The organism is Desulfovibrio sp. TomC (assembly GCF_000801335.2).
Lineage (GTDB): Bacteria > Desulfobacterota > Desulfovibrionia > Desulfovibrionales > Desulfovibrionaceae > Solidesulfovibrio.
In genome coordinates this window covers 1-22,323 of sequence record NZ_JSEH01000005.1, presented here as the reverse complement: position 1 = coordinate 22,323, position 22,323 = coordinate 1, and the positions used below count along the sequence as shown (strand labels likewise).

The 22,323-nt window shown below is 65.5% G+C and carries 24 protein-coding genes and 1 pseudogene; 14 read left to right on the top strand and 11 right to left on the bottom strand.

Annotation, left to right across the window (positions count from 1 at the left end; genetic code table 11):
- The first annotated feature begins 145 nt into the window (after positions 1-145).
- From eno to NY78_RS05875, 5 genes are all read left to right on the top strand, one after another.
- Entirely contained in the window at positions 146-1,459 is a 1,314-nt protein-coding gene (gene eno / locus NY78_RS05895; protein ID WP_043633005.1) for a phosphopyruvate hydratase, read from the top strand.
- 298 nt (positions 1,460-1,757) lie between these two features.
- Positions 1,758-2,525, top strand: a complete 768-nt coding sequence (locus tag NY78_RS05890; RefSeq protein WP_043633002.1) for a dienelactone hydrolase family protein — start codon at positions 1,758-1,760, stop codon at positions 2,523-2,525.
- A gap of 144 nt (positions 2,526-2,669) precedes the next feature.
- Positions 2,670-3,551, top strand: coding sequence for a bifunctional methylenetetrahydrofolate dehydrogenase/methenyltetrahydrofolate cyclohydrolase FolD (gene folD / locus NY78_RS05885; protein WP_043633000.1), 882 nt, complete (start codon positions 2,670-2,672; stop codon positions 3,549-3,551).
- A 13-nt stretch (positions 3,552-3,564) separates the two neighbouring features.
- Positions 3,565-5,238: an ABC1 kinase family protein gene (locus tag NY78_RS05880; RefSeq protein WP_043632998.1), complete on the top strand. Its 1,674-nt coding sequence runs from the start codon at positions 3,565-3,567 to the stop codon at positions 5,236-5,238.
- Positions 5,239-5,258: 20 nt separating this feature from the next.
- Positions 5,259-6,236 carry a lipoate--protein ligase gene (locus tag NY78_RS05875; RefSeq protein WP_043632996.1) on the top strand — a complete coding sequence of 326 codons (978 nt, stop codon included), beginning with the start codon at positions 5,259-5,261 and terminating at the stop codon, positions 6,234-6,236.
- A gap of 287 nt (positions 6,237-6,523) precedes the next feature.
- On the opposite strand, the gene NY78_RS05870 is transcribed toward NY78_RS05875, so the two are convergent.
- Complete coding sequence (locus NY78_RS05870; protein ID WP_043632995.1) at positions 6,524-7,303, bottom strand: tetratricopeptide repeat protein; 780 nt, start codon at positions 7,301-7,303, stop codon at positions 6,524-6,526.
- A gap of 518 nt (positions 7,304-7,821) precedes the next feature.
- On the opposite strand from NY78_RS05870, the gene NY78_RS05865 reads away from it, so the two are divergent.
- From NY78_RS05865 to NY78_RS25725, 5 genes are all read left to right on the top strand, one after another.
- The gene (locus tag NY78_RS05865) at positions 7,822-8,100 is read left to right on the top strand and encodes an RNA recognition motif domain-containing protein (protein WP_043632993.1); all 279 of its coding nucleotides are present in this window, start codon (positions 7,822-7,824) and stop codon (positions 8,098-8,100) included.
- A 116-nt stretch (positions 8,101-8,216) separates the two neighbouring features.
- Positions 8,217-9,596, top strand: a complete 1,380-nt coding sequence (locus NY78_RS05860; protein WP_043632991.1) for a protoporphyrinogen/coproporphyrinogen oxidase — start codon at positions 8,217-8,219, stop codon at positions 9,594-9,596.
- An 84-nt stretch (positions 9,597-9,680) separates the two neighbouring features.
- A complete protein-coding gene (locus tag NY78_RS05855) occupies positions 9,681-10,763 on the top strand; it encodes a M24 family metallopeptidase (RefSeq protein ID WP_082139897.1) in 1,083 nt (360 codons plus the stop codon).
- A complete protein-coding gene (locus NY78_RS05850; RefSeq protein ID WP_043632990.1) occupies positions 10,760-11,029 on the top strand; it encodes a DUF4911 domain-containing protein in 270 nt (89 codons plus the stop codon). Before NY78_RS05855 ends, NY78_RS05850 begins: the two co-directional genes overlap by 4 nt.
- A gap of 104 nt (positions 11,030-11,133) precedes the next feature.
- Positions 11,134-11,856, top strand: a complete 723-nt coding sequence (locus NY78_RS25725) for a response regulator (protein ID WP_043632988.1) — start codon at positions 11,134-11,136, stop codon at positions 11,854-11,856.
- 29 nt (positions 11,857-11,885) lie between these two features.
- On the opposite strand, the gene NY78_RS05840 is transcribed toward NY78_RS25725, so the two are convergent.
- From NY78_RS05840 to NY78_RS05830, 3 genes are all read right to left on the bottom strand, one after another.
- A complete protein-coding gene (locus tag NY78_RS05840) occupies positions 11,886-12,263 on the bottom strand; it encodes a response regulator transcription factor (RefSeq protein WP_043632986.1) in 378 nt (125 codons plus the stop codon).
- A 123-nt stretch (positions 12,264-12,386) separates the two neighbouring features.
- Entirely contained in the window at positions 12,387-13,028 is a 642-nt protein-coding gene (locus tag NY78_RS05835; RefSeq protein WP_043632983.1) for a hypothetical protein, read from the bottom strand.
- 102 nt (positions 13,029-13,130) lie between these two features.
- Positions 13,131-13,955, bottom strand: a complete 825-nt coding sequence (locus tag NY78_RS05830) for a TatD family hydrolase (protein WP_043632982.1) — start codon at positions 13,953-13,955, stop codon at positions 13,131-13,133.
- A gap of 108 nt (positions 13,956-14,063) precedes the next feature.
- Between NY78_RS05830 and NY78_RS05825 the strand changes: the two genes are divergently transcribed.
- Both NY78_RS05825 and NY78_RS05820 read left to right on the top strand, forming a co-directional pair.
- Positions 14,064-15,560: a mechanosensitive ion channel family protein gene (locus NY78_RS05825; protein WP_043632979.1), complete on the top strand. Its 1,497-nt coding sequence runs from the start codon at positions 14,064-14,066 to the stop codon at positions 15,558-15,560.
- Complete coding sequence (locus NY78_RS05820) at positions 15,557-16,309, top strand: hypothetical protein (RefSeq protein WP_043632976.1); 753 nt, start codon at positions 15,557-15,559, stop codon at positions 16,307-16,309. Before NY78_RS05825 ends, NY78_RS05820 begins: the two co-directional genes overlap by 4 nt.
- Before the next feature lie 139 nt (positions 16,310-16,448).
- On the opposite strand, the gene NY78_RS05815 is transcribed toward NY78_RS05820, so the two are convergent.
- Positions 16,449-17,294, bottom strand: a complete 846-nt coding sequence (locus NY78_RS05815; RefSeq protein ID WP_043632975.1) for a helix-turn-helix domain-containing protein — start codon at positions 17,292-17,294, stop codon at positions 16,449-16,451.
- A gap of 210 nt (positions 17,295-17,504) precedes the next feature.
- Positions 17,505-17,897 carry a cupin domain-containing protein gene (locus NY78_RS05810; RefSeq protein ID WP_043633486.1) on the bottom strand — a complete coding sequence of 131 codons (393 nt, stop codon included), beginning with the start codon at positions 17,895-17,897 and terminating at the stop codon, positions 17,505-17,507.
- A gap of 152 nt (positions 17,898-18,049) precedes the next feature.
- Here NY78_RS05810 and NY78_RS05805 point away from each other — a divergent pair, with 152 nt between their 5' ends.
- Complete coding sequence (locus NY78_RS05805) at positions 18,050-18,511, top strand: CBS domain-containing protein (RefSeq protein WP_043632973.1); 462 nt, start codon at positions 18,050-18,052, stop codon at positions 18,509-18,511.
- Positions 18,512-18,523: 12 nt separating this feature from the next.
- The gene (locus NY78_RS05800) at positions 18,524-18,709 is read left to right on the top strand and encodes a hypothetical protein (protein WP_043632971.1); all 186 of its coding nucleotides are present in this window, start codon (positions 18,524-18,526) and stop codon (positions 18,707-18,709) included.
- Between the two features lie 276 nt (positions 18,710-18,985).
- Here NY78_RS05800 and NY78_RS05795 read toward each other — a convergent pair whose 3' ends face one another.
- The 5 genes and pseudogenes from NY78_RS05795 to NY78_RS25210 all read right to left on the bottom strand — a co-directional run.
- Positions 18,986-19,489: a hypothetical protein gene (locus NY78_RS05795; protein ID WP_053062143.1), complete on the bottom strand. Its 504-nt coding sequence runs from the start codon at positions 19,487-19,489 to the stop codon at positions 18,986-18,988.
- Between the two features lie 421 nt (positions 19,490-19,910).
- Positions 19,911-20,684 (bottom strand): ATPase involved in DNA repair-like protein, encoded by a 774-nt coding sequence (locus tag NY78_RS05790; RefSeq protein ID WP_047960056.1) that lies wholly within the window; start codon positions 20,682-20,684, stop codon positions 19,911-19,913.
- Positions 20,674-20,985, bottom strand: a complete 312-nt coding sequence (locus tag NY78_RS05785) for a hypothetical protein (protein WP_043633481.1) — start codon at positions 20,983-20,985, stop codon at positions 20,674-20,676. The genes NY78_RS05790 and NY78_RS05785 overlap by 11 nt, the downstream gene beginning before the upstream one ends.
- On the bottom strand, positions 20,975-21,928 hold the full coding sequence (locus NY78_RS05780; protein WP_043632968.1) for a metallophosphoesterase: 954 nt from the start codon (positions 21,926-21,928) through the stop codon (positions 20,975-20,977). The genes NY78_RS05785 and NY78_RS05780 overlap by 11 nt, the downstream gene beginning before the upstream one ends.
- Positions 21,925-22,323: pseudogene (locus tag NY78_RS25210) on the bottom strand (AAA family ATPase); the annotation flags it as partial. The gene NY78_RS05780 and the pseudogene NY78_RS25210, both read right to left, overlap by 4 nt.

Sequence of the window (22,323 nt, the reverse complement as noted above, 5' to 3'; positions counted from 1 at the left end):
CGCATATCCCCGTGACTGGCTGGAAATACGCCGCAACCGGGGCTTATAAATCATGCGGATTTGCGCTACAGCCAAAAGAGTCGGGCCATCCCGGCCCGCCCCACCATCGCAGAAAACGCCAAACCCCATACATAAGGAGACAGCCATGAGTACCATTGCGGCCGTTTGGGCCAGGGAAATTCTCGATTCCCGCGGCAATCCCACCATCGAGGTGGAGGTCACCCTGGAATCCGGCGCATCCGGCCGGGCCGCCGTCCCCTCGGGCGCGTCCACGGGTACGCGCGAAGCGCTGGAAATGCGCGACCTGGATGCCACCCGCTACGGCGGCAAAGGCGTCACCAAGGCCGTGGAAAACGTCCAGGGCGAACTGGCCGAGACCATCATCGGCATGGACGCCTTGCAGCAGGTGGCCATCGACAATCTCATGATCGACACCGACGGCACGGACAACAAGTCGCGCCTGGGGGCCAACGCCATCCTCGGCGTGTCCCTGGCCGTGTGCCGGGCTGCGGCCAACTACCTCGGGCTGCCGCTCTACCAGTACATCGGCGGCATCAATTCCAAGGTCCTGCCCGTACCCATGATGAACATCATAAACGGCGGGGCGCATGCTCCCAACAACCTGGACATCCAGGAGTTCATGATCATTCCGCTTGGCGCGCGCACCTTTGCCGACGCCCTGCGCATGGGAGCCGAGACCTTCCATACGTTAAAAGCCCTGCTGGCCGCCGACGGCCACATGACCGCCGTTGGCGACGAGGGCGGCTTTGCCCCCAACCTCAAGAGCCACGACGAGGCTTTCCAGTACATCGTCAAGGCCATCGAGCAGGCCGGATACCGTCCCGGTTCGGAAATCTCCCTGGCCATCGACGCGGCTGCCTCGGAATTCTATAAAGACGGCAAGTACGTGCTGGCCGGCGAGAACAAGAGCCTGTCATCCGAGGAAATGGTGGCCTATCTGGCCGACTTCACCAACCGCTATCCCCTCATTTCCATCGAGGACGGCCTGGCCGAGTCCGACTGGGAAGGCTGGAAGAAGCTGACCTACGAACTGGGCGAGCGCATCCAGCTCGTTGGCGACGACATCTTCGTCACCAACCCGGATATCCTGGCCGAGGGCATCGACCAGGGCATCGCCAACTCGATTCTTATCAAGCTGAACCAGATCGGCACCGTCACCGAGACGCTGGACACCATCGAGATGGCCAAGCAGGCCGCCTACACCACGGTCGTCTCCCACCGCTCGGGCGAAACCGAGGACAGCTTCATTGCCGACCTGGCCGTGGCCGTCAACAGCGGCCAGATCAAGACCGGGTCGCTGTGCCGTTCCGACCGTCTGGCCAAGTACAACCAGCTGTTGCGCATCGAGGAAGAGCTGGAGGATTCGGCCATCTACTACGGCCCGGTCATGGCCGGCCAGTGGTACGACGATGAGCCGGAAGGCGAAGAAGAAGAATAAGACCGTCAGGGGGAACGCCCCTACACTGGTTCCGGGGAGGCGCGGCCTCCCCGGAACCGCAACCACGCAACCCCGCAACCACGGCAGAACCAGGCCAACAGCGGCAATTGCGCCGGCACGCCCCGAACGCGCCGCCAGCCCGCGCCCCTTTGCCCCCCTGGAGCGCAGCGGACGCCACTCAAAACGGGCGGCCAACCAACCCAAGCCTGCGGCCACCTGGGAGCGGAGCGACCGCCGGTCGATACAGGCGGCGAGTCCCGGACGCCCCCAAGCCGCGCCGCGCCGGACCCCACCGACCATGAACAGACTCGCAGCCTTTCTTTCACTTGTTCTGCTGTGTCCGATCCTGCTCCCCCGGCCCGCCTGGGCCGCCGACGTCGCCGCTCGCGCCGTGACCATCCCCACTCCCGAGCATCCGGTCGAGGCCCAACTGTTTTCCGCCCCGGGAACAGGCAAACGCCCGGCCGTCATCCTCCTGCATGGCCGGCAAGGGCTTGACCGTTTCCCCGGCTACTACGAACAATTTGCCCGGGCCGTCGCCGGCGCGGGAATGGACGCCTACCTCCTGTCCTATTACGACGGCACGGAGAAAGAGCAGGCCAACGCCGAAGACAAGACGGTCCGACAGGCGTTTTTTGCCGGACGGGTCAAGGCCTGGTCCCAGCTCGTGCACGCCGTGGTCACCGAGGCCCTGGCCCGCAAGGAATGCTCGGGATCGATCGGGCTGCTCGGCTTTTCCCAGGGCGGTTTCCTGGCCACCGCCGTGGCCGGCCAGGACCCGCGCATCACCGCGCTGGCGGTCTTCTACGGAGGGATACCCGGCCTGTACCGGGATTCGATCACCCATCTGCCGCCGCTTTTGGCCCTGCACGGCGACGCCGACACCGTCGTCCCCCTGTCGGAAGGCCAGGCCCTGGTCGCCCTGGGACGCAAACTGGGCCAGCCGGCCGAACTGGCCGTTTTCCCGGGGGCCGGGCATGGGTTCAGCAAAGGCCCGGATGCGGCCAAAGCGCAGCAGCTGACCCTGGCCTTCCTGCGGCAATACCTGCTCCCCGCCCGGCAGTGAGTCCAGGCCGGAAAAGACCGGGACCCAGGCCTTGCGCCCCCGCCCCGGGCACCGTATTGCCCTGGACGGCAGCCGGGACAACCGGCTAAGCGTTTCCGGAGAGCGGACGCATCCCCGCTCCCGACCTCTGAAGGAGACTCCACTATGCTGCTTATTGACGGCAAAAAAGTCGCGGCCGATCTGCGCCAGCGCGTGAAAAACGACGTGGACGCCCTGGTGCGCCAGTTTGGCCGCGCCCCGCATCTGGCCGTCATCCTCGTCGGCGAAGATCCCGCCTCCCAGGTCTACGTGCGCTACAAGGAAAAAGCCTGCGAGGAAGTGGGCATCGTGTCGCGCATCTGGCGGCTCGACGGCGGCATCACCCAGTGCGGCCTGGAAAAGCTCTTGACCGAGCTGTCCCACAGCGACGACATCGACGGCATCCTGCTCCAGCTCCCCCTGCCAAGGGGCCTGGACGCCAGCCGCTGCCTGGCCCTGGTTGATCCCAAAAAGGACGTGGACGGCTTCCACCCGGAAAACGTCGGCCGCCTGTCCATCGGCCTGCCCTGTCTCAAGCCCTGCACGCCCTACGGCGTGATCAAGCTGCTGGAATATTACGGCCTGTCCCCGGCCGGCAAACGGGCGGTGGTGGTCGGGCGCAGCAACATCGTGGGCAAGCCCATGGCCATGCTCCTGGCCACGGCCTCGCCCTTTGGCAACGCCACCGTGACCATCTGCCATTCCCGCACCCCGGATCTGGCGGCCGTGTGCCGCGAGGCCGATTTCATCGTGCCGGCCATCGGCAGGCCCCGCCTCATTACCCGGGACATGGTCAAACCCGGCGCGGTCATCGTGGACGTGGGCATGAACCGGCTGCCCGACGGCAAGCTGTGCGGCGACGTGGACTATGACAACGTCGTCGACGTCGTCTCGGCCATCACCCCGGTGCCCGGCGGCGTCGGCCCCATGACCATCGCCACGCTCATGAGCAACACCATCGAGGCCTACCGCTGGCGGCGCGAAGCGCCGCTGTGCCCCGTGGAGTAGGCGGGAACACGCCGTGTTCTCCCTGGCCTCGATCCCCCATTTTGCCCGAAACGCCCGGCGATTTCGTGAAATCGCCGGCGTTTTGGCCCGCTATGGTCTGGCCGAATTTCTGGCCGCCTCCGATCCGGCCTTTTTAAAGGACGTCCTGGTCGGGCCGGCCGGGGGAAGCCTGACCGCCATGCGCCGGGAGGAACGTCTGCGCCTGGCGCTGACCGAACTCGGGGCCACGGCCATCAAGCTCGGCCAGATTCTAAGCACCCGCTCCGACATCGTCGGTCCCGAGGTGGCGGCCGAACTTTGCAAGCTTCGGGCGGACACCGCCCCGGACGCCCCGGACGTCGTGGCCGCCACCATTGCCGCCGAACTCGGCGCGCCGACCGAAACCCTCTTTGCCGCCTTCGAGCCCACCCCCCTGGCCTCGGCCTCCATCGGCCAGGTCCACCGGGCCACGCTGGCGGACGGCACGGCCGTGGTGGTCAAGGTGCAGCACGCCGGCATCGAGGACACGGTCCGGGCCGACCTCGATATCCTCATGGGACTGGCCGATCTGGCCGAACGCGGCATCGTCGAACTTCGCCTCTACCAGCCCCTGGCCGTGGCCGCCGAGATGCGCCGCACCATCCTGCACGAACTCGACTTTGTGCGCGAAGAACGCAACCTGCGCCATTTCGCCGCCAATTTCGCCGGCGAGCCGCGCATCGTCTTCCCCAGGACCTACCCCGAGCGCAGCGCCCGGCGGGTGTTGACCATGGAGGAACTGGTCGGGGAACCATTGTCCTCCCTGGCCGAGGCCCGAAGCCCCGAAGCCTTGCACCGGCGCGAGGAACTGGCGCGCATTGCGGCCGACGCCTTCCTGGAAATGATTTTCCGCGACAACTTTTTCCACGCCGACCCCCATCCGGGCAACCTGCGCGTCCTGTCCGGGGATCGCCTGGGCCTTATGGACTGCGGCATGGTCGGACGCATTGACGAGCGGACCCGGCGCGCCCTGGAAGACGCGCTGTTGGCCGTGGCCGAAGGCGACGCCGAGGGGCTTACCGAACAGGTCATGCGCCTGGGGCATCTGCCGCCCGGACTCGACCGCCCGGCCCTTCGGGCCGATGTCGAGGATTTCGTGGCCGACTACGCCGACCAGCCCATGGGCGCGTTCGATTTAAGCGGCGCACTGACCGACGTGGCCGCCCTGGTGCGCCGCCACGGCATCCTGCTGCCGCCGGTGGTGGCCCATCTCATCAAGGTCTTCGTGGTGCTCGAAGGCGCGTCGCGCTCGCTCGCCCCGGGCTTTTCCCTGCTCGAAGTGATCGCCCCCTATGCCGGGAAAATCATCGCCCGCCGCCTCTCGCCCGGGGCGCTTTTCACCCGGCTGCGGCGCAACTGGCGCGACTGGAACGGGCTTTTCGAAAGCTTCCCCCGGGATGCGGCCGAAATCCTGCGCCGGGCGCGCGAAGGCCGGCTCGACGTCCAGCTCTCCCACCGGGGCCTCGACGCCACGGTCAACCGGCTGGTCTACGGCATTGTCACGGCGGCGCTCTTTCTCGGTTCCTGCCAGGTGTTGGCCAACCGGGTGCCGCCGCTGCTCTTTGACATCTCCCTGTTCGGGGCGCTTGGCTGTGTTGGGGCCATCCTGCTTGGGCTGCGGCTGTTGCGGGCCATCAAGCGTTCCGGCGAACTCGGCCCCGACGCCTGATCGGGTCAAAAGGATTGCCCGTGCGTCCCATTGTCCTGGCCGCCACCGACCCGGCCCTCAATCTGGCCACCGAAGAATGGCTCTTGCGCCACACCGACCGCGACATCTTCATGCTCTGGCGAAATGCCCCGGCCGTCATTGTCGGGCGCAACCAGAACACCCTGGCCCAGATCGACGAACGCTACGTCCGAAGCCGCAACATCCCGGTGGTGCGCCGCTTAAGCGGCGGCGGCGCGGTCTTTCACGATCTCGGCAACGTCAATTTCACCTTCATAAGCCTTGGCAGCGGCGGCACCGGCCTGGATTTCCAGCGCTTCACCACCCCCATCCTGACGGCCATCGCCGATCTGGGCGTGCCCTGCGCCTTTGAAGGCCGAAACGATCTGGTCATCAACGGGCAAAAATTCTCCGGCAATGCCCAGCACATCTGGCGCGACCGGGTGCTCCACCACGGCACGCTGCTCTTTTCCGCCGCCGTGGCCGACCTGTCCGGCGCGCTGCGGGTGGACCCGGAAAAATACCGGGACAAGGCCGTCAAAAGCGTGGCCAAACGGGTCACCAACATCGCCGCCCACCTGCCCGCCCCCATGGGCGTGACCGAATTCATGGACCGCATCATGGACCATGTCCTGGCCGGCGCTCCCCGGGAAGCCCTCGGCCTTCGTCCCGAAGAGCTCCAGGGCGCAGCCGAACTGGCCGAAAGCCGCTACCGCCGCTACGACTGGAATTTCGGAGCCTCGCCCGACTACGCCCTGACCCGGACCAGCCGCACCCCCGGAGGGCTGGTCGAGGCCCACGTAGATGTGGCCGGCGGCGTCATCCGGGCCGTGCGGCTTTTGGGAGACTATTTCGGCCGGCGCGACGTGGCCGAACTGGAGACGCGCCTCGCCGGCTGCCGCCACGACCGCAGCGCCCTGGCCCAACACCTAAGCGACGTGGCCTTGGGAGACTATCTGCTGGGGGTGGGGACGGACGAGTTGATCGATTGTTTGTTTTAGGCAAGGGGGAGGGGGAAAAGGCAGGAAGAGTGCCTCCGGCGGCCGGGGGGATGATCCCCCCGGACCCCTCAACGGGGTTAAGGGGGGTGGCGGCGTTGCCGCGACGGTGAGCGGGAGCGAGAAAAAAACGGGTTTGCCGGGAACCACCTTTGCTCCGACGGCCGATTGCACAACCCCGGACCCCTCCACTGGGAGAAGTTTGTACAAGAGGTTTTGGGCACCGACCGACAAGACGGTCGGCTGGGGGGCAGCCTGTCGTGGCGCCGCCCGTAGCCGGTATTGCCGCGTCAGGCCCCGGACGGCGCGTCGCCCATGGCCTGAGCCGCAGCGACAGCCGCCTTGCGGGCGGCCTTGGCCAGTTTGCCGGCAATAAGGAACCCCGGGTTGATGGCCAGACACTGCTCGGCCGCCTCCACCGCCCCGGTAAATTCTTGCAACTCGTAGAGCACCCGGCCAAAGTTGAACAGCAGGTTTTCGTCGTTCTCGCTGACCGAAAGCGCCTTGCGGTAATAATCCCGGGCCAGGGGCAGCAGGCCGGCCTTGCGCATCCGGATGCCGAATTCATTGAACAGAAATTTATTGTCCGGCCCAAAGGCCAGATCAATGCCCATGATCTTGTCGAAAATCTCCCGGGCCTCGTCGAGCTTGCCCCCGGCCAGATAGGCGTTGCCCAGGCCGAAAATGGCCCGCAGGTTCTCCGCATCATATTCCAGGGCCTTTTGAAACGATTCCTCGGCCCGCTCCAGCCGCCCGGCCTCCAGGTGCTTCTCGCCGCGCGCCAGCTCCAGCTGCATGGACTCCATGCGCGGCTTGACCAGATTGTAGTACAGCAGAGGCTCGGGCTTGAACTTGCTTAAAAACTCCTCCTCGGTCACTGGCGTCACTTCGCCGCTGGGCACGCTGTTGCCGTTTAAGGCCTGAATCCGGATACCGGTCTCGGGTGTTTTTTCGGCATAGTAATACAGCACCCGCTCACCTTCCTTGGTGGTGGTCCCGATCCCCATCTTGTAGGACTCCCGAAGCGACGCGGCCACGGCAAAACGCTCTGCTTCCAGCTTGGCTGCCATACATCCTCCAGCCATCCAAATAACAACAGCTGCAGAAACGCGCTGTCGCACCACTAACAAATAGCATGATTTCGTGTCGGATGCATCACACACCGGCCCTCGCGGACCGGCAGCCTGGTCTCCAGCCCACAAGGGTCGGAAACGTCTCGGCAACGCCGCTGAAAGATGTAAAAATTCAAGGGATAAGGGCAGTAAGGAACAATTTTTTCTTGCCAGCCCTTGCGGGGTCCGATATTCTTTCCAATATTCGCTCAAACCCGTGACGATACCGCGTGTGGTGCGTGAACTTCCTCCCGGGACCTTGTGCGACGCGATGCTGACGGAGTCTTAACACCGAGTGCACACAGACTGCTTTCTCTCATCCTGCCGTCATAGCCGACGGATGCACTCCAATGTCAGGCCTATCACGGCCCTGCGGCCGATGGGATCGTCCTGGGGAGGAGCGTAGCCGGCGGGTAGCCGTCCTCCGTCCACGCTTCGCGTTCGCTGACGTCAACCGTTTTGGGAGTCCGTGTCTCATGTCCAAAAACATCTATGTTGGCAACCTGCCCTTCCGCACCACCGAGGAAAGTGTCCGTGACCTGTTTGGCCGTTATGGGGCCGTGCAATCCGTCAAACTGATTTCCGACCGCGAGACTGGCAAACCGCGCGGCTTCGGATTCGTGGAGATGGATGACGACAACGCCGCCAACGAGGCTATCCAGGCTCTGGACGGGGCCGAGTTCGAGGGTCGCAGCCTCAAGGTCAACGAGGCCAAACCCCGCGCTCCGCGTCCCCCCCGCCGCCCGGACTGGTAATCGCCCGGCAAACCATGTTTCCTCCCGGGTCCGGCCTATCCGGACCCGGGATTTTTTTTGACAGGCCCGGCTGGCCCTGTTCTTGCCTGCCTGCCGCCAGTCCCCCGGAGGCATCCATGCACGTCAAATATCTGATCATCGGAGCCGGACCGACCGGCCTAGGCGCGGCCAACCGGCTGGCCGAGCTCGGCGAAAACGACTTCCTGGTCCTGGAGCGCCAGCCCTACGTCGGCGGACTGGCCGCCAGCTTCACCGACCCGGCCGGCTTCACCTGGGACGTGGGCGGGCACGTGGTTTTTTCCCACTATCAGGCCTTTGACCGATTGCTCGAGGAACTGCTTGGCGACGAAATCCTGCGCCACCAGCGCGAATCCTGGATTCGCGTGGCCCAGACTTTTGTCCCCTACCCTTTCCAAAACAACATCCGCCGCCTGCCGCCCGATCTGGTTTGGGAATGCGTCGAAGGCCTGCTGGCCGCCGGACGCGAGGCCCAAACAGGCGTCCACTCTGCCCCACCGGCCCATTTCGGGGAATGGATTGACCGGGTGTTTGGTCCGGGCATCGCCCGGCTGTTCATGACCCCCTATAATTTCAAAGTCTGGGCCCATCCGGCCGAGACCATGTCCCACCGTTGGATCGGCGAACGGGTGTCGGTGGTGGACGCCGCCCGGGTGATCAAAAACATCATCTATGCCGCCGACGACGTGGCCTGGGGTCCCAACAACACCTTCAGCTTTCCCCTGTCCGGCGGCACCGGCGAGATTTTTCGCCGCCTGGGCGCACGGTTTGCCGACCGGCTGCGCCTGGGCGAACCGGTCCGGCGCATCGACGCAGCCGGCAAAACCGTACTGACCGGCTCGGGCGAGACCGTCGCCTACGACCATCTCCTCTCCACCGGCCCTCTGGACATGCTGGTCGCCGAGCAACTGACCGACGCCAGCGAAACCATGCGCCGGGCCGCAGCCCACCTCAAGCACAGCGGCTCCCACATCCACGGCCTGGGCTTTGCCGGAGCCAGCCCCGATCCCCGCTGCTGGATGTATTTCCCGGAAGCGGACTGTCCCTTTTACCGGGTCACCAACTTTCACATCTATTCGCCCAACAACACCCCGGACCCGGACGGCCTGACCGCGCGCAGCCGGGCGCTGATGACCGAGACGAGCTTTTCCGCCTACAAGCCGGCCGATCCGGCCACGCTGACGGCCAGGACCCTGGAAGGGCTGGTGGCCACCACCCTCATCGCCCCCGAGGATCTGGCTCGGCGCAAGGCCACCTGGGAGATGCGGGTGGACTATGCCTACCCCATTCCCTGCCTGGACCGCGACGCCGCCCTGGCCGTGCTCCAGCCGGAATTGGAGCGCCGGGGCATCCAGTCCCGGGGGCGCTTTGGCGGCTGGAAATACGAGGTCGGCAACATGGACCATTCCATCATGCAGGGCATCGAGTGGGCCGAACGGCTGGCGCTTGGCCGGCCGGAAACCGTCTATACCCTGTGAGTCCGGCCCGGTTGACGCCGGCGGCCTGATCTGAAACACCTCCCCGGCAGGACCAGCATCCCGCCCCAAGGAGCATCGACACCCGTGAACATCCCTTCCGACAGCGCCCTGTACGCCGCCCGGCGCGACCGCCTGCGCCGCACCCTCGGAGCCTTGGGCCATGAGGCCCTGCTTATTTCCCACGCCGCCAACCGCTATTACCTGAGCGGTTTTGAGCTCCACGATCCCCAATGCAACGAATCGGCCGGCTACCTGTGCGTCACGGCCGACGGTCCGGATTTTCTTTTTACCGACGCCCGCTACCGGGACGCGGCTCTGCGCCTGTGGCCCGAGGCTGATCTATGCATCTACGGGGCCGGCCGCTTTGCCGCCATTGCCGGTTTTCTCAAGGATCGGGGCGTGCGCCGGCTGGCCTTTGAGGCCTCGAGCCTGTCCTTTGACACCCACGCCCGACTGGCCGAGCAGATCCCGCTGCAAGCTGCCGGGATGCTGGTCGAGCCGCTTCGCCTGCGCAAAGATGCCGGCGAGATCGAGCGAATGCGCCGCTCGGCCGCCATCAACCACGGGGTCATGGCCAGCCTGCCGGGCATCCTCCTGCCGGGGCGCACCGAAGGACAGGCCGCCTGGGAAATCGAGAAGCGCTTTCGGGACCTTGGGGCCAGCGAACTGGCCTTTGCCCCCATTGTGGCCGTCGACGCCAACGCCGCCCTGCCCCACGCCATTCCGGGCGAGACCGTCATCGCCGACGGCTGTCTGGTCCTGGTGGATGTGGGCGGCCGGGCCTTTGACTACTGTTCGGACCAGACCCGCACCGTCTGGGTGGGAGATACGCCGCCCGAGCGTTTTGCCACCATGCTCTCCCGGGTCAAGGCCGCCCAGGCCGCAGCCCTGGACCGGCTCGGGCCGGGCATGAGCTTTCGGGAGGCCTATGCCCTGGCCCGGGAAGTCTTTGTCCGGGAAGGCGTGGCCGAGCGGTTCACCCACTCCCTGGGGCACGGCATTGGCCTGGAGACCCACGAGGGGCCAAGCCTCAACCCTTCGGCCGACGGCCTGCTCGAACCGGGCATGGTGGTGACGGTGGAGCCGGGGTTGTACTATCCCGAGTGGGGCGGCGCCCGGTGGGAGCATATGGCCCTTATCACCGAAACCGGCTGCGAGACCCTGTGAGCCGTCGCAACCGGCCGCTGCGCCGCCGCCGCCATCCGACGCCAGTCATCTCGGCCCGGCTCTATGTGCGCCTGCTCCCCAAACATGTGGCGCTACTCACCTTTCTGCTCCAGGCCGAGGACAATCTGGCCGTGCCCACGGTGGTGGACCGTTTCGCCGCCGTGGTGCGCCTCCTCTACAGCCCGGACGAGGCCGGCCGGGTGGAAGGCTTTCTGCGCGATTTAACCGACATGTGCCCGGAAGCCACGATCTGCCTGCGCCCGTAACGGGCATTTCTCATTGCCTTTTCCATGGCAAACAGGCAATTTCCATATTTGATTTCAATGGAAATGAGCCCTGTGACCGGCCAGACCGGCCCTGGTGATCTGCCATGTCCCAAACTCTCGCCCCACCCAGACTCCTCATTGTTGACGACAACCGCGACAATCTGGCGCTTATCCGCCTGTTTCTGGAAAGCGACCACTTCAGCATCGATGAGGCGGTAAACGGCGCCCGGGCGGTGGAGCTTTTCACGGCCAATGCCTACGATCTGGTGCTGATGGATCTGGAGATGCCGATTGTCGACGGCTATGAGGCCACCCGGCGCATCCGGGCCTTGGAGCAGGCCCGGGGCACTACGCCCGTGCCCATCCTGGCCCTGACGGCCCATGCCCTGGACGAACACCGGCTGCGCTGCCAGGAGGCGGGCTTTACCGATTTTCTGGTCAAACCGGTCCGCAAAGCGGCCATGCTGGGTGTATTGCTGGGCCACCTCGGACGGAACGAACCACTGCCGGTCCAACCCGATGCAGCCACGCGCGGCGACGCCCCGGATCCAGCCCGGCTGGCGGCACTGCTGCCTGTCTTTTACGATGTTTCCCGGCAGGCTCTGGAGGCGGTCCAGACGGCGCTGCGCGCCGGCGACCTGGAGGCGGTCCGCGCCCAGGGGCACAGGCTCAAGGGATCAGCCGGTTCGTACGGCTTTTCCGAACTGGCCCAGGCCGGCGCCGCCCTGGAACGGGCCGGAGAGCAGGGAGACAGGGTTGCCGCCGGCACGGCCTGGGAGTGGGCGTCGGCCCTGCTCGCCAAGGCCCGCCTCGACTGGCCGGCCTGAGGCGGCCGTCTCCGATGCCTGGTTGTGGCCTACTCGGCCGCCGGTCCGATCAGCCCGGCCACTTTGCCAAGCAGTGTGGCCTCGCCGAAGGGTTTTTCCAGCACGGCGTCGGCCCCGAAAATGGTGGCATGGCCAAGCAGGTCCATGCCGATCTTGGCGGATCCGCCCGAGATGGCCATGACCTTGCAGCTCTCGCTGTGGCCGCGCAGCACCTGCAAGACTTCCAACCCATCCATCTCCGGCATGAAGATGTCGAGAATAACCAGGTCCACGGCCTGCCCGTCCAGGACCGCCATGGCCCGTCGCCCGTCGGCAGCCTCGATAACGCCATAGCCGGTGCTCTCCAGATACAACCGGATCAACGCCCGGATACTCGGATCATCGTCCACAACCAGTACGGATTTCACGGTGCCTCTTCCTCCGGAATCGGTTTGCGCGGCGCCGGCGTCACACGGGAAACAGAGATCGTATTTTCATAAGAGGCCCGGGGTACGACGTCAAGCACTCCCGTTCCCGCCCCCTGTGCAGCGCTAGCCGAAATCGTACATGTCGAGCAGTTTGCCGTCGCGGCCGATCAGCAGCGGATCGACCATGCTCTTGCCCCGGGATTCCCCGGTTTCCATGCTCATGGTGCGCCCGTCGTAGAGCATCCCCGTGACCACGGTCTCCTCGCAGTACAGATCCGACAGCCGGTCCACGGCAATGGTCAGCTTTTCCGGATCAAAGGGTCCGGTGAAATCCGGCAGGGAAAAGACCATCTCGCCCTTGTCCACAGCGCCAAGCACGGCCAGGACCTCGTCTTCGCCAAGCAGTTCCAGGAACCCGTCAAGGCGCAGCCGGTTTTCCACCAGCGCCGTCCCCATGGCCGAGAGATCCAGCTCGCCCTGGTCGTGGCGAACGGTCAGGCCCAGGCTATGGTCCAGGCTGGCCCCGGTGCGATGGTGGAACTTTGGCGCAGACAGCCAGCCCCGCCAGGGGAATCCCACGTCCTCGGCGTATTTGATGGCCAGGCGTTCGTCGAAATAGAGCACGCCCTTGAAGCAGTTGCCGGCAAAATAGGGCGTATTGTTCTTGCCCCAGCAGTGCCGATAAATTTTCTGCACAAAGGCGCGGGACAGCGAGGAGACGACAATCTGGTCGATGTCGCCCTGGGTCGTGATTTCGAGGGCCATAGCTTCGGGTCTCCCGTTTTGGTCAAAAGGACATGGAGCAACCCTAGCGCGCCACCGGCTTTTGGGCAAGCCGCGGAGCCTTTGGCCCCAGCCACGCCGCCGTCACAACCGGAAAAAAGCCCGGGCATTGTCCCCGGCCAACTGCCAGAGATCGGCCACGGGCAGGTCCAGCAATTCGGCCACGCGCCGGGCCGTAAACACGATCAGGGCCGGTTCGTTGCGTTTGCCGCGCCAGGGTTCGGGCGTCAGGTACGGGGCATCGGTCTCAAGGAGCAGACGGGCCGTATCCAGGCCGGCCACGGCCTCGGCCAGGGCGGTGTTCTTGCGATAGGTCACGGGACCGGGAATGGAGATATGGTAGCCGCGCGAGGTGATTTCCCGGGCCAGGGCGGCGTCGCCGCCAAAGCAGTGCCACACCAGCGGCCGGCCGGGAAAGCCCAGGTCGTCGAGGATGGCCAGGGTGTCGGCCTCGGCCTCGCGGCTGTGGACGGCGACCGGCAGGTTACGCTCCCGGGCCAGGGCCAGCTGGTCCCGAAAAAGCGCCTTTTGCAGCTCGGCCGTGGTGGCGTCCCAGTGGTAGTCGAGTCCGATCTCGCCCACGGCCCGCAGGTTGGGATCGGCCCGAAAAGCCGCTTCCATGGCTGCAACCGCCCCGGCCGGGGCCTTAGCCGCATCGCAGGGGTGGATGCCCATCAGGAAAAAGACCTCGGGCCGGTTGGCAAACAGCCCCCGGTTGGCCTGATAGGCCGCCGGCCCCAGAAACACGTTGCCCACCTGGGCCAGACCGGCCGCCGCCGCCCGGTCAAGGACGTCCCCGAGTTCCTCGGGCGAAAAGTCCTCGCCGTCGAGGTGGGCATGGCTTTCCACCCCCACCCGGGCCAGACCGAGGCTTGTCGGATCAGGGCGTTCTGCTTTTTTCTTCGACACGGAGACCGTCCTGTTGCGCACTATGGCTGCCGCGTTGACGCCCGAGCGCCCGGCACGTAGGAGTGGGATCGTTTTTGGGGAACTTCGTCGTCCAAGGAGGTCCGGCCCTTGCCCACTGGCCCTTTGTCCCTGCTGGCCAGCCTGACTGGCCTGAGCCACGCCGTTGTGGCCCTCGGCGCGCGCCTGGCCGCCGCCCTGGCCGTCTTTCTGGCCGTGACCCTGGCCCTTCGCCTGCTTTGCCGCCGCAACGTCATTAGCTGCTCGTTGGGGGGGCTCGTCAAGTGGCTTTGCGGACTTGGACTTTTGTGGCTGCTCCAGTGGAGCCTGCCGGACGGCGCGACCGGCAAGGGGCAAACCGCCTTTTCCCTGGCCGCCCTGGTCATCCTCTGGATGATCGCCCGCCACGGCGTGGACTTTTTCTTCTTAAAAATTTCTCCGGTCCGGGGCGACGGCAAACCCGGCCGCCACATCCTCCAGGATCTTACCAAGTTTCTCATCCTGGCGGTCCTGGCCGGCTGGGGCATGCGGGACATTCTCGACATTCAGCTCGGACCGCTGCTCACCTCCTCGGCCATCTTGACCGCCGTCATCGGCCTGTCCATGCAGGACACCATCGGCAGTCTCTTTTCCGGCCTGCTCCTGCAAATGGAAAAGCCCTTCCAGGAGGGCGACTGGATTCGCGTGGGCGATGTGGAAGGCAAGGTGACCGAGGTGACCTGGCGCTATACCAAGGTCGTGACCCTGGACGCCAACGCCGTGCTGTTGCCCAACAACACCGTGGCCAAGGAACGTCTGGTCAACTACGACCGGCCGGCCTCCCATCTGCGCCAGATCATCAGTATTCCGGCCCCGGTGGATGCGCCGCCCGTGGCCGTCAAATCGGCCATCCTGACTGCCCTTCGCCGGGCCGAGGGCGTGCTGCGCGACCCGGCCCCGGCCGCCCGGCTCCAGGAAATCCAGGCTGACCGCATCGTCTACGTCGCCGTCTACTACATCGCCGCCTTCAACGCCCGGCTGGCCTCCATCGACGCCGTCCTGTCCGCCGTCTGGTACCAGTTCATGGAGCAGGGCATCCCCATCCCGCCCCCCCTGCGCCAGATCGTCATGACCAAGCCCGCGACCCAAACCGTGGCCTCCCCGGAACAGCTCGCCGCCTTGGCCGAGGTGGGGCTGCTCGCCGGCATGGCCGAAGCGGACCGGCGTCTGCTCATGCGGGCTTCGGTGTCCCGGACGTTTTCCCCGGGCCAGACGGTCATGGCCAAGGGCGAGACCGGCACCACCATGAACATCATCCTGTCCGGACTGGTCGGGGTGTACTTAAACGATCGGGAACTGGCCCGACTGTCGGCCGGGCAGATTTTCGGCGAAATGGCGCTTCTGACCGGTGAACCCCGGCAGGCCGATGTACGCGCCCTGGAACCAACCGTGTGTCTGGTGGTCGACCGCGAGGGCTTCCGCATGGTCCTGGCCCGCCATCCCGTGGTGGTCGACCGCGTGCGGGCCATTTTCGAGACCCGGGCCGCCGCCAACCACGCCTCCTCCAACCCCGACGCAACCGCCGAGGCGATGAGCCTTTTCGCCCGGTTCAGGAACCTGTTTCTATGAAAACACCCCCTCTCCGCCACGGCCGGCCCCTGCCGGTCCTCGGCGCAATCGGCTTTGCCGGCGCGGCCCTGCTTGTGCTTATCGGCCGCGAAATATGCGGGGCCTACCCCGACCACACGGCCATCGTCATTGTCCTGGCCCTGGTCTGCCTGGGCCTTGGCCTGTTTCTCGGCACGCGCCTTGTCCGCCGGCTGTCCCGCGACAGCAATCCAGCCGATTGTCTGGCCCCGGCCATGGGCCTTGTCGCCGTGGCCCTGCCGGCGGCCCTGCTCCTTTCCCGGCTGGAGCGGGGGTTTGTCAGCACAGGCAGCGGCACGTTTCTCCCTCCGGGCCTCATCGCCGGGCTGGCGGCCGGCCTGCTGCCGCTTGGCGTGGCCCTTGGCGCGGCAGCGGTCCTGGCCGCTGCCGCCGCCGGGCAAAGCGAACCGGGCCATCCCCGCAAAACCCTGCTCTTTCTGGCCGGCGGAGCCGTGCTCGGGGCGCTGTTCATACCGTTGGTGGCCGTGCCCAAGCTCTCGCCCATAAACGCCTGCCTGGACATGGCCATCGGCTGCACGGCCGTTGGCCTGCTCAGCGCCGCCGCAGCACCGGCCGACAACCGCAAGTACGAAACCTGGCTGTCGCTTCTGGCCATCACCTTTGTGCTGCTGCTGCCCCTGTCCGGCCTGTTTGACGACAAGACCAGCGCCTGGTGCCGGCCGGACGCCGTTGCAACAGCCCCGGCCGCGCCGACGACGCCTGCGCCGTAACGTCGTAGCCGGCTTTCTCTCGGAGATGCCTCCGGCGGCCGGGGGGATCATCCCCCCGGACCCCTGCAATGGGGAAAGTTTTCAAGGTGCAGGCGTCACCCCCCTGACAGCTTGCCTTCCAAGAGGGATTCCAAAGGGGTCACCCCTTTGGCCGCCGGAGGCATCTTCTGCCTTTATCCCCGGCCGCCGGCTCTTCCCGTCTCTCCTCGCTATACCCCCCCGGGGGGACGCCCATGCGTTGCTTAAAATGGCGGGTCAGGTGGCTCTGGTCGTAAAAGCCGGCGGCCAGGGCGGCCTCGGCCAGGGGTTCGCCGTCGGCAATGCGCGAGGCGGCCAGCCGGACCCGGCGGGTGAGCAGATATTGGCCCACGGGCATTCCGACATCGCGGGCAAAAACCCGCTCCAGATAGGTTTCCCCGACCCCGGCCAGCCGGGCCAGGGCAGACAGGCTGTGGGCAGCGGCCGGATCGGCGTCCATGGCCGCCCTGGCCCGCAGCGTGGCCGGATGGGGCGGCAGGGCAATGCCCGGTTTGAGGCCAAGGCTGGCGGCCAGGGCGGCCAGTATCTCCAGGGCCTCGCCGGCTCCGTCCCCTTCCCCGGCCAGGAGGCCGGCCAGCCGCTCAACCAATGCGGCCGGCTCCCGCCCCTGCCACGAGCGCACCCAGACTTCCGGCGCGCCTGACGCCACCCCGGCCCGCAGCAACGCTTCCGGCCGGATGGCCAGGGCCAGATAGGCGTGCCCGGCCGCATCCAGCGGCGAACAGCTGTGGCGGACCCCGGCCGGCACCACAAAGCCTTGCCCGGCCTCGATGGGCCACTGGCCGCCCCCGGACAGGATGCGTCGTCCGCCGTTCAAACACAGCCCCACCACCACGGCCATGTGGGCATGGGCCACGATGTCGGCGGCCACACCCATCCCGGTCACGGCCTCAAGTCCCGGCATAGCCGGATGCCGGGCGACGGTCAGGATGGGTGCTACGGCCATCTGCAACTCCTTTGCAGGGTTTCTACTCCCGTCCTGCAAAACAACGCCACCAACTCGTTTATACACGTCTTCCGATCTTTTCCTGTTCCCCTTGCGCGCATCGACGTGGCAACGCACTCGGGCAAATCAAACGCCCCCCAGGTGGGATTCCAAAGGGCTCAGCCCTTTGGCCGCCGGAGGCACTCCCCCCGTCTTCCCGCTCCCCCATTGCTACAGCAGCGCCGGAAAGAACTTGGCGTAGAGAGTGAGGCCCTGCTCGCCGGCCGTGACCTCGTGGGGCACGCTCCGGGGGATGACGGCGGCCACGCCCGGGAGATAGTCGGCCGGTGCGCCGTTTAAGCTTGCCGTCCCCGAGCCTGCCACCACCTCATGGAGTTCCCATTGCCCGTCATGGACGTGGCTGGCAAGGCTGGCCCCGGGATCAAGGCGCACGAGATGGCAGCTCAGCGCCCCCTCGGTATCGGCGGCGGTAACGAGATGGCGCAGGGCCACCCCGGCAAAGGCCGGGTGGTCTTTCCAGGGGATGTCGGCAGCCTGGCGGCTGCCGGTCGCGGTGTGGATGGTGCGGCCTGTTGCCAATGCGGTCTGCGGATTTGTGTCCATGGCTTCCTCCGATGTTTCGGGCACCATGGCCGGGCGGCCGGGAAAATTCTTGTACGATCCTGCCTTGTTCACGGCTGGAATGCCTTTACGGGGCTGGCGGGCGATGGTATGTTTTTCGTACTTTTTTTCACAAACGACACCCGAGGGCCCCAATGCAGATCGCCGACATCATGCGCACGACTGTCATCAAAGTCCGCCCGGAAGCGCCGGTCGGCCATGTGCTCATCTGGTACGGCGGCATGACCCACGTGTTTCGCAACACCTATGTGGTGGACCACTGCGACCGGCTGCTCGGAGTGGTGACCATCCACTCGTTTCTCTCCACCATCGTCTCGCCCCAGATCACGGCCCAGGCCAAGGCCGGGCTGCTCGACGGGCGCGAGGAACTGCTCGACGCCCTGCGCCACAACATGGCCGCCATCTCCGATACGCCGGTCGGCGACATCATGGACTCGGATTATCCCTTTGCCCACCCCGAAGACCTGTTCGTCATGGCCAACGAACTGATTGTGGAACGGGGCATCCCGGCCGTGCCGGTCATCGATCCCAACGGCGTCCTGGTCGGCGAGATCAGCCGCCGCATGATCCTGCAATTTCTCGTCAAAAATATGTAAGGAGTACGAAGTATGCGCGCGGTTGTCTGTTGCGCGGTCCTGGCCGTCATCCTCACCGGTTCACTTTTTGCCGTGACCCGGGCCGTGCCGGCGGCGGCGTTTGCGGCCTACAGCGAAGAACTGGCGACCTCGCCCCAAAGCTGCCTGGGCTGCAGCTGCCCGGCCTGCCCGAGCTGCAACTGCTTCAGTTGCGGATGATGGGGGAGAGCGCGAGGAGCGGAGAAAAGAGAGCCTCCGGCGGCCAAAGGGCTGAGCCCTTTGGAATCCCACCTGGGGTCCGTTGGATTTGACCGGGCGCGTTGCCAAGTCCGATGCGCGCCAGTGGCAAGAAGAGACAGGAAGAGGCGTGAGCATTTGGGACCATGCGCTTCTTCCATGCGATCGGTCGTATTGCAAAAGCGCCTCGCAACACATTCGTTCTGTGTTGCGAAGCGCTTCGCTTGATGGCCTGAGGACAGACGCACAGGCAAGAAATCAGTTGGGCAAACCCGCCTGCTTCCAGTAGAAAATAATTATAGATTGTTCAAATTGAACATAAATATCATCCAAATCCCAGATGGTTTGAGCAATATTTTTTGTCGTAGGCTGGCCAAGACGCTCGATGAGCTTGGCCAAAATGGCCTTTGACGACGGGACAGAATACCTGACAACAACAAGAGAAAGTTTATTTGTATCCTTGCTGCATCCATAGTACACATTCAGCAAAGAAAAATCTTCGAATTTGACCTTCTGCGTCTGGTAATATTTCAAGATAAACTTTGACTTTGCAGCATTGGCCTCATCAAAAGACAGGGTTAGCGTCCTATTCTTTTTATTCCAGATTGGATTTGCGTGATATATTTTCCATTCCGGAGCGGAAAAATATTCACTACACTCCCCACCCCATTTCTTCCCGTCAAACCCCTCATGCAAATCCATGGCCCAACCGGCAGTCGCCGTGAACGCCAGCAAAACCAGAACAAATACGGTTCTTTTCATATCTTCCCCCCACTCTTTGAAGTTTACAGGACACTCACCCCGTCTCGTATACAGGCAAATCGCACTATCGTATTCATACCTGCTTACACGGGGAAAAGAAAGCGGCTTGAACCGATCCTACAGTCGCAAAGCCACGGCGGGCGGGCGCTTCACAAAACCCGCCAAGGCATGGCCAACCGGCCGACGCGCCGTGCAGGGACTGGCCGAGGCAGGGGGAAAGAGACGGGTTGGGCTGTCTCAGCGTCGGAACGTGGGGGTGAACAACGGTCCAAGCCCCGCCGGGTCGCGCTCCAACGGCCAGCGCGTGGCGTCTTTGGGGAACCTGCTGCGGCTCCTGACCGGTGGGAAGCAATGAGGCGGCCCCCTCCCGGCCCAAACGGGAGACGGTTGGCCCAGGCCGGGAAGCGTCAGGACAAGTCGCTTATTCGCCGCCCGGGGCCGTCCGGCCCTCGGCGTACGGAGCCGCAAGCTCGGCCGCACCGGCAGCGCCGGCCGTTCGATCGGCCAGGATCGTCAGGGTCGGGCCGTTTTCGCGCCCCGGGCGCAGGCCGAACACGCGCCGGGCCTCCAGGGCAAACAGATCGACCGGGTGGTGGCTGATATAAAGCACCTGAATGCCGAGCCGGTCGGCGATGGCGGCAATCAGGCGCACGAACCCGGGCACGAGGTCCGGGCGCAGCCAGCAGTCTTGTTCATCGAGCACCAGAAAGGGCCTGTGCCGGTCGGGGTCGAGCTGGGACAGGGCGACCAGCCGCAGGCCGACGGACAGGATGTTGCACACCGACCCGCCCTGGCCGACGTAGATGTCCTCGGTCCTGCCGTCCTGCTCCATCTCGAATTCAATGAAGAGCTTGCCGTTTTTGACCTCGCGCCGGGTGACCACGGTACGGTTTTGGCCAAGGATTTCGCGCACGGCATGGGTCAGGTCGGTTTCGATCTCATCGAGCACCTCGCCAAAAAGTTCCCGGGTCAGGTCTTCCAGGCGCGCCGCCGCCCGGGGAGCAAGGTCGAGAAAGGCCTCGGCAGCCAGGAGTTGGCGGCGCGACTCGATAAAGGCCTCGGCCTTGGCCGAGGCCTGCCCGGAGAGCCGATCCAGGCGGCGCGTCAGGTCCTGGCGCTCCTCGACCAGGGCAGCCAGATCCGGCGATGCTTGCGATGTTTGACCACCTGCAGCTTCAAAAAAATCAGCCGGCAAAATCCTGCTCCACGGCCTCGAGATCGCGCCTGACCGCCGCAATGTGCTCACGGTATTCGGCCACCAGCCGGGCGTTTTCCTGGCGTTTTTCTTCCAAAAGCCGGGCCAGGGCTTCGGGATCGGCCGTGCCGTAATCGGCCCGGGCCTTGGCTTCCAGTTCGGCCAGCTGGGTCTGCTGGTGGCGCAAATCCTGTTCGGTGCGCACCTTGTCGTCCCGCAACCGCTCATAAGCGGTTTTGAGTCCGGCCAGTTCGCGTTCCAGGCTGGCGTCGGCATCGGCGGCAACAACTTTAGTCGGCATCGGCATGATCGGTGACCTCGCGGTACAGCTCCCAGATGACGGCAGACTCCGGGTGCTCGGGGTTGAGGTTGGCGCGCAAAAATTCACCCAGACCGGCCCCCTCCCGGGTGCGCTTCCAGGCCAGCCGGGCCAGGCCTTCGAGAAAGCGCGACTGGACCTCGGCCGGGGCGCTGTCTTCGGGCGGGAATTCCTGGTCCGGGAACACCTCGGCAAAGGGGCGGTACGGCACGGTCCAGTGGACAAGGTCCGCTGCCCCGGGCCGCCAGACGGCCGCGGCCGGCACGCGCGTCACGGCGCTGCGGGTAAATTTGAGCCGGGTCACGTTGCCGGGATTGGCCCAACGGGTGCAGCCGGCCGCAACCGTCGGCTGGGGCCGGTGGATGTGGCCGTTAATGAGCCAATCCAGGCCCGGGATCTCCCGGATCTTGACGTGCTTGTCCAAAAAGTCCGGAAAACCCACGTTGTGGTGGGTGAGCCACACGCTCTCCTCCCCGTCTGCCTTGTCCACGGAAAGCGGGATGGCCGCGCCATCCGGGGACGCGCCGATCACCGCCGGACCGGTCGGCGTCTCCAGGCGCAAAAAGAGCCCGGGCTCGTCCAGGACCTCGCACACTCCGGCGGCGCGCAGGACGGCAAGCGAGGTGTCGGCCGTGAACCGGGCCTGATATTTGTCGTGGTTGCCGACCAGCACGTAAGGATGGTGGTCGCGGAAAAGCTCAATAAGCGCCACCATGACCACGTTGGGATTTTCGCGCGGCCAGTGGAACAGATCGCCCAGGACCACCGGCACGAGATCCTCGGCTGCGGCCTGGTCCAGACAGGCAGCCAACTTGGCCAGCACGTCGTCCATGTAGGAATCGAGCCGCTGCATGGGCGGTGTGGCCGCCACATGGGGATCGGGAATAAGGAGCAGGCCGCCAGCCCGGCGCACCGGCAGGGTCATGAGGCCTCCGAAACGGCCGACGGCTGATGGCGGTGGCTGCCGCCCAAAAAGGATTCGGCCGAAAGTTCGCCGCCGCACAACGGGCAGGCCCCAAGGGCGGCCAGACGCTGGCCAACGCCCTCGGCAAAGGCGGTAAGCGCGCGCTCCCTGTCCGCCAGGGCGGCGGTGTGGGCGGCCACAGCAGTCCGGGCCGCGGTCAGGTCCCGCATGAGTTCGGCCAGGGGGCGCACGTCGGCGACGTCCGGCGGCAGGGCCAGGGCGGCCTGCACGGCCTGTCGCCGGCCCAGGGCGGCCACAGCGGCCCGGCCTTGGGCCACAGCCCGGACCAACGCCGCGAGCCCGGCCACGTCGGCGGTCTGCGGCGGCTCGGCCAGGACGGCCAGGGCCGAGTGGCG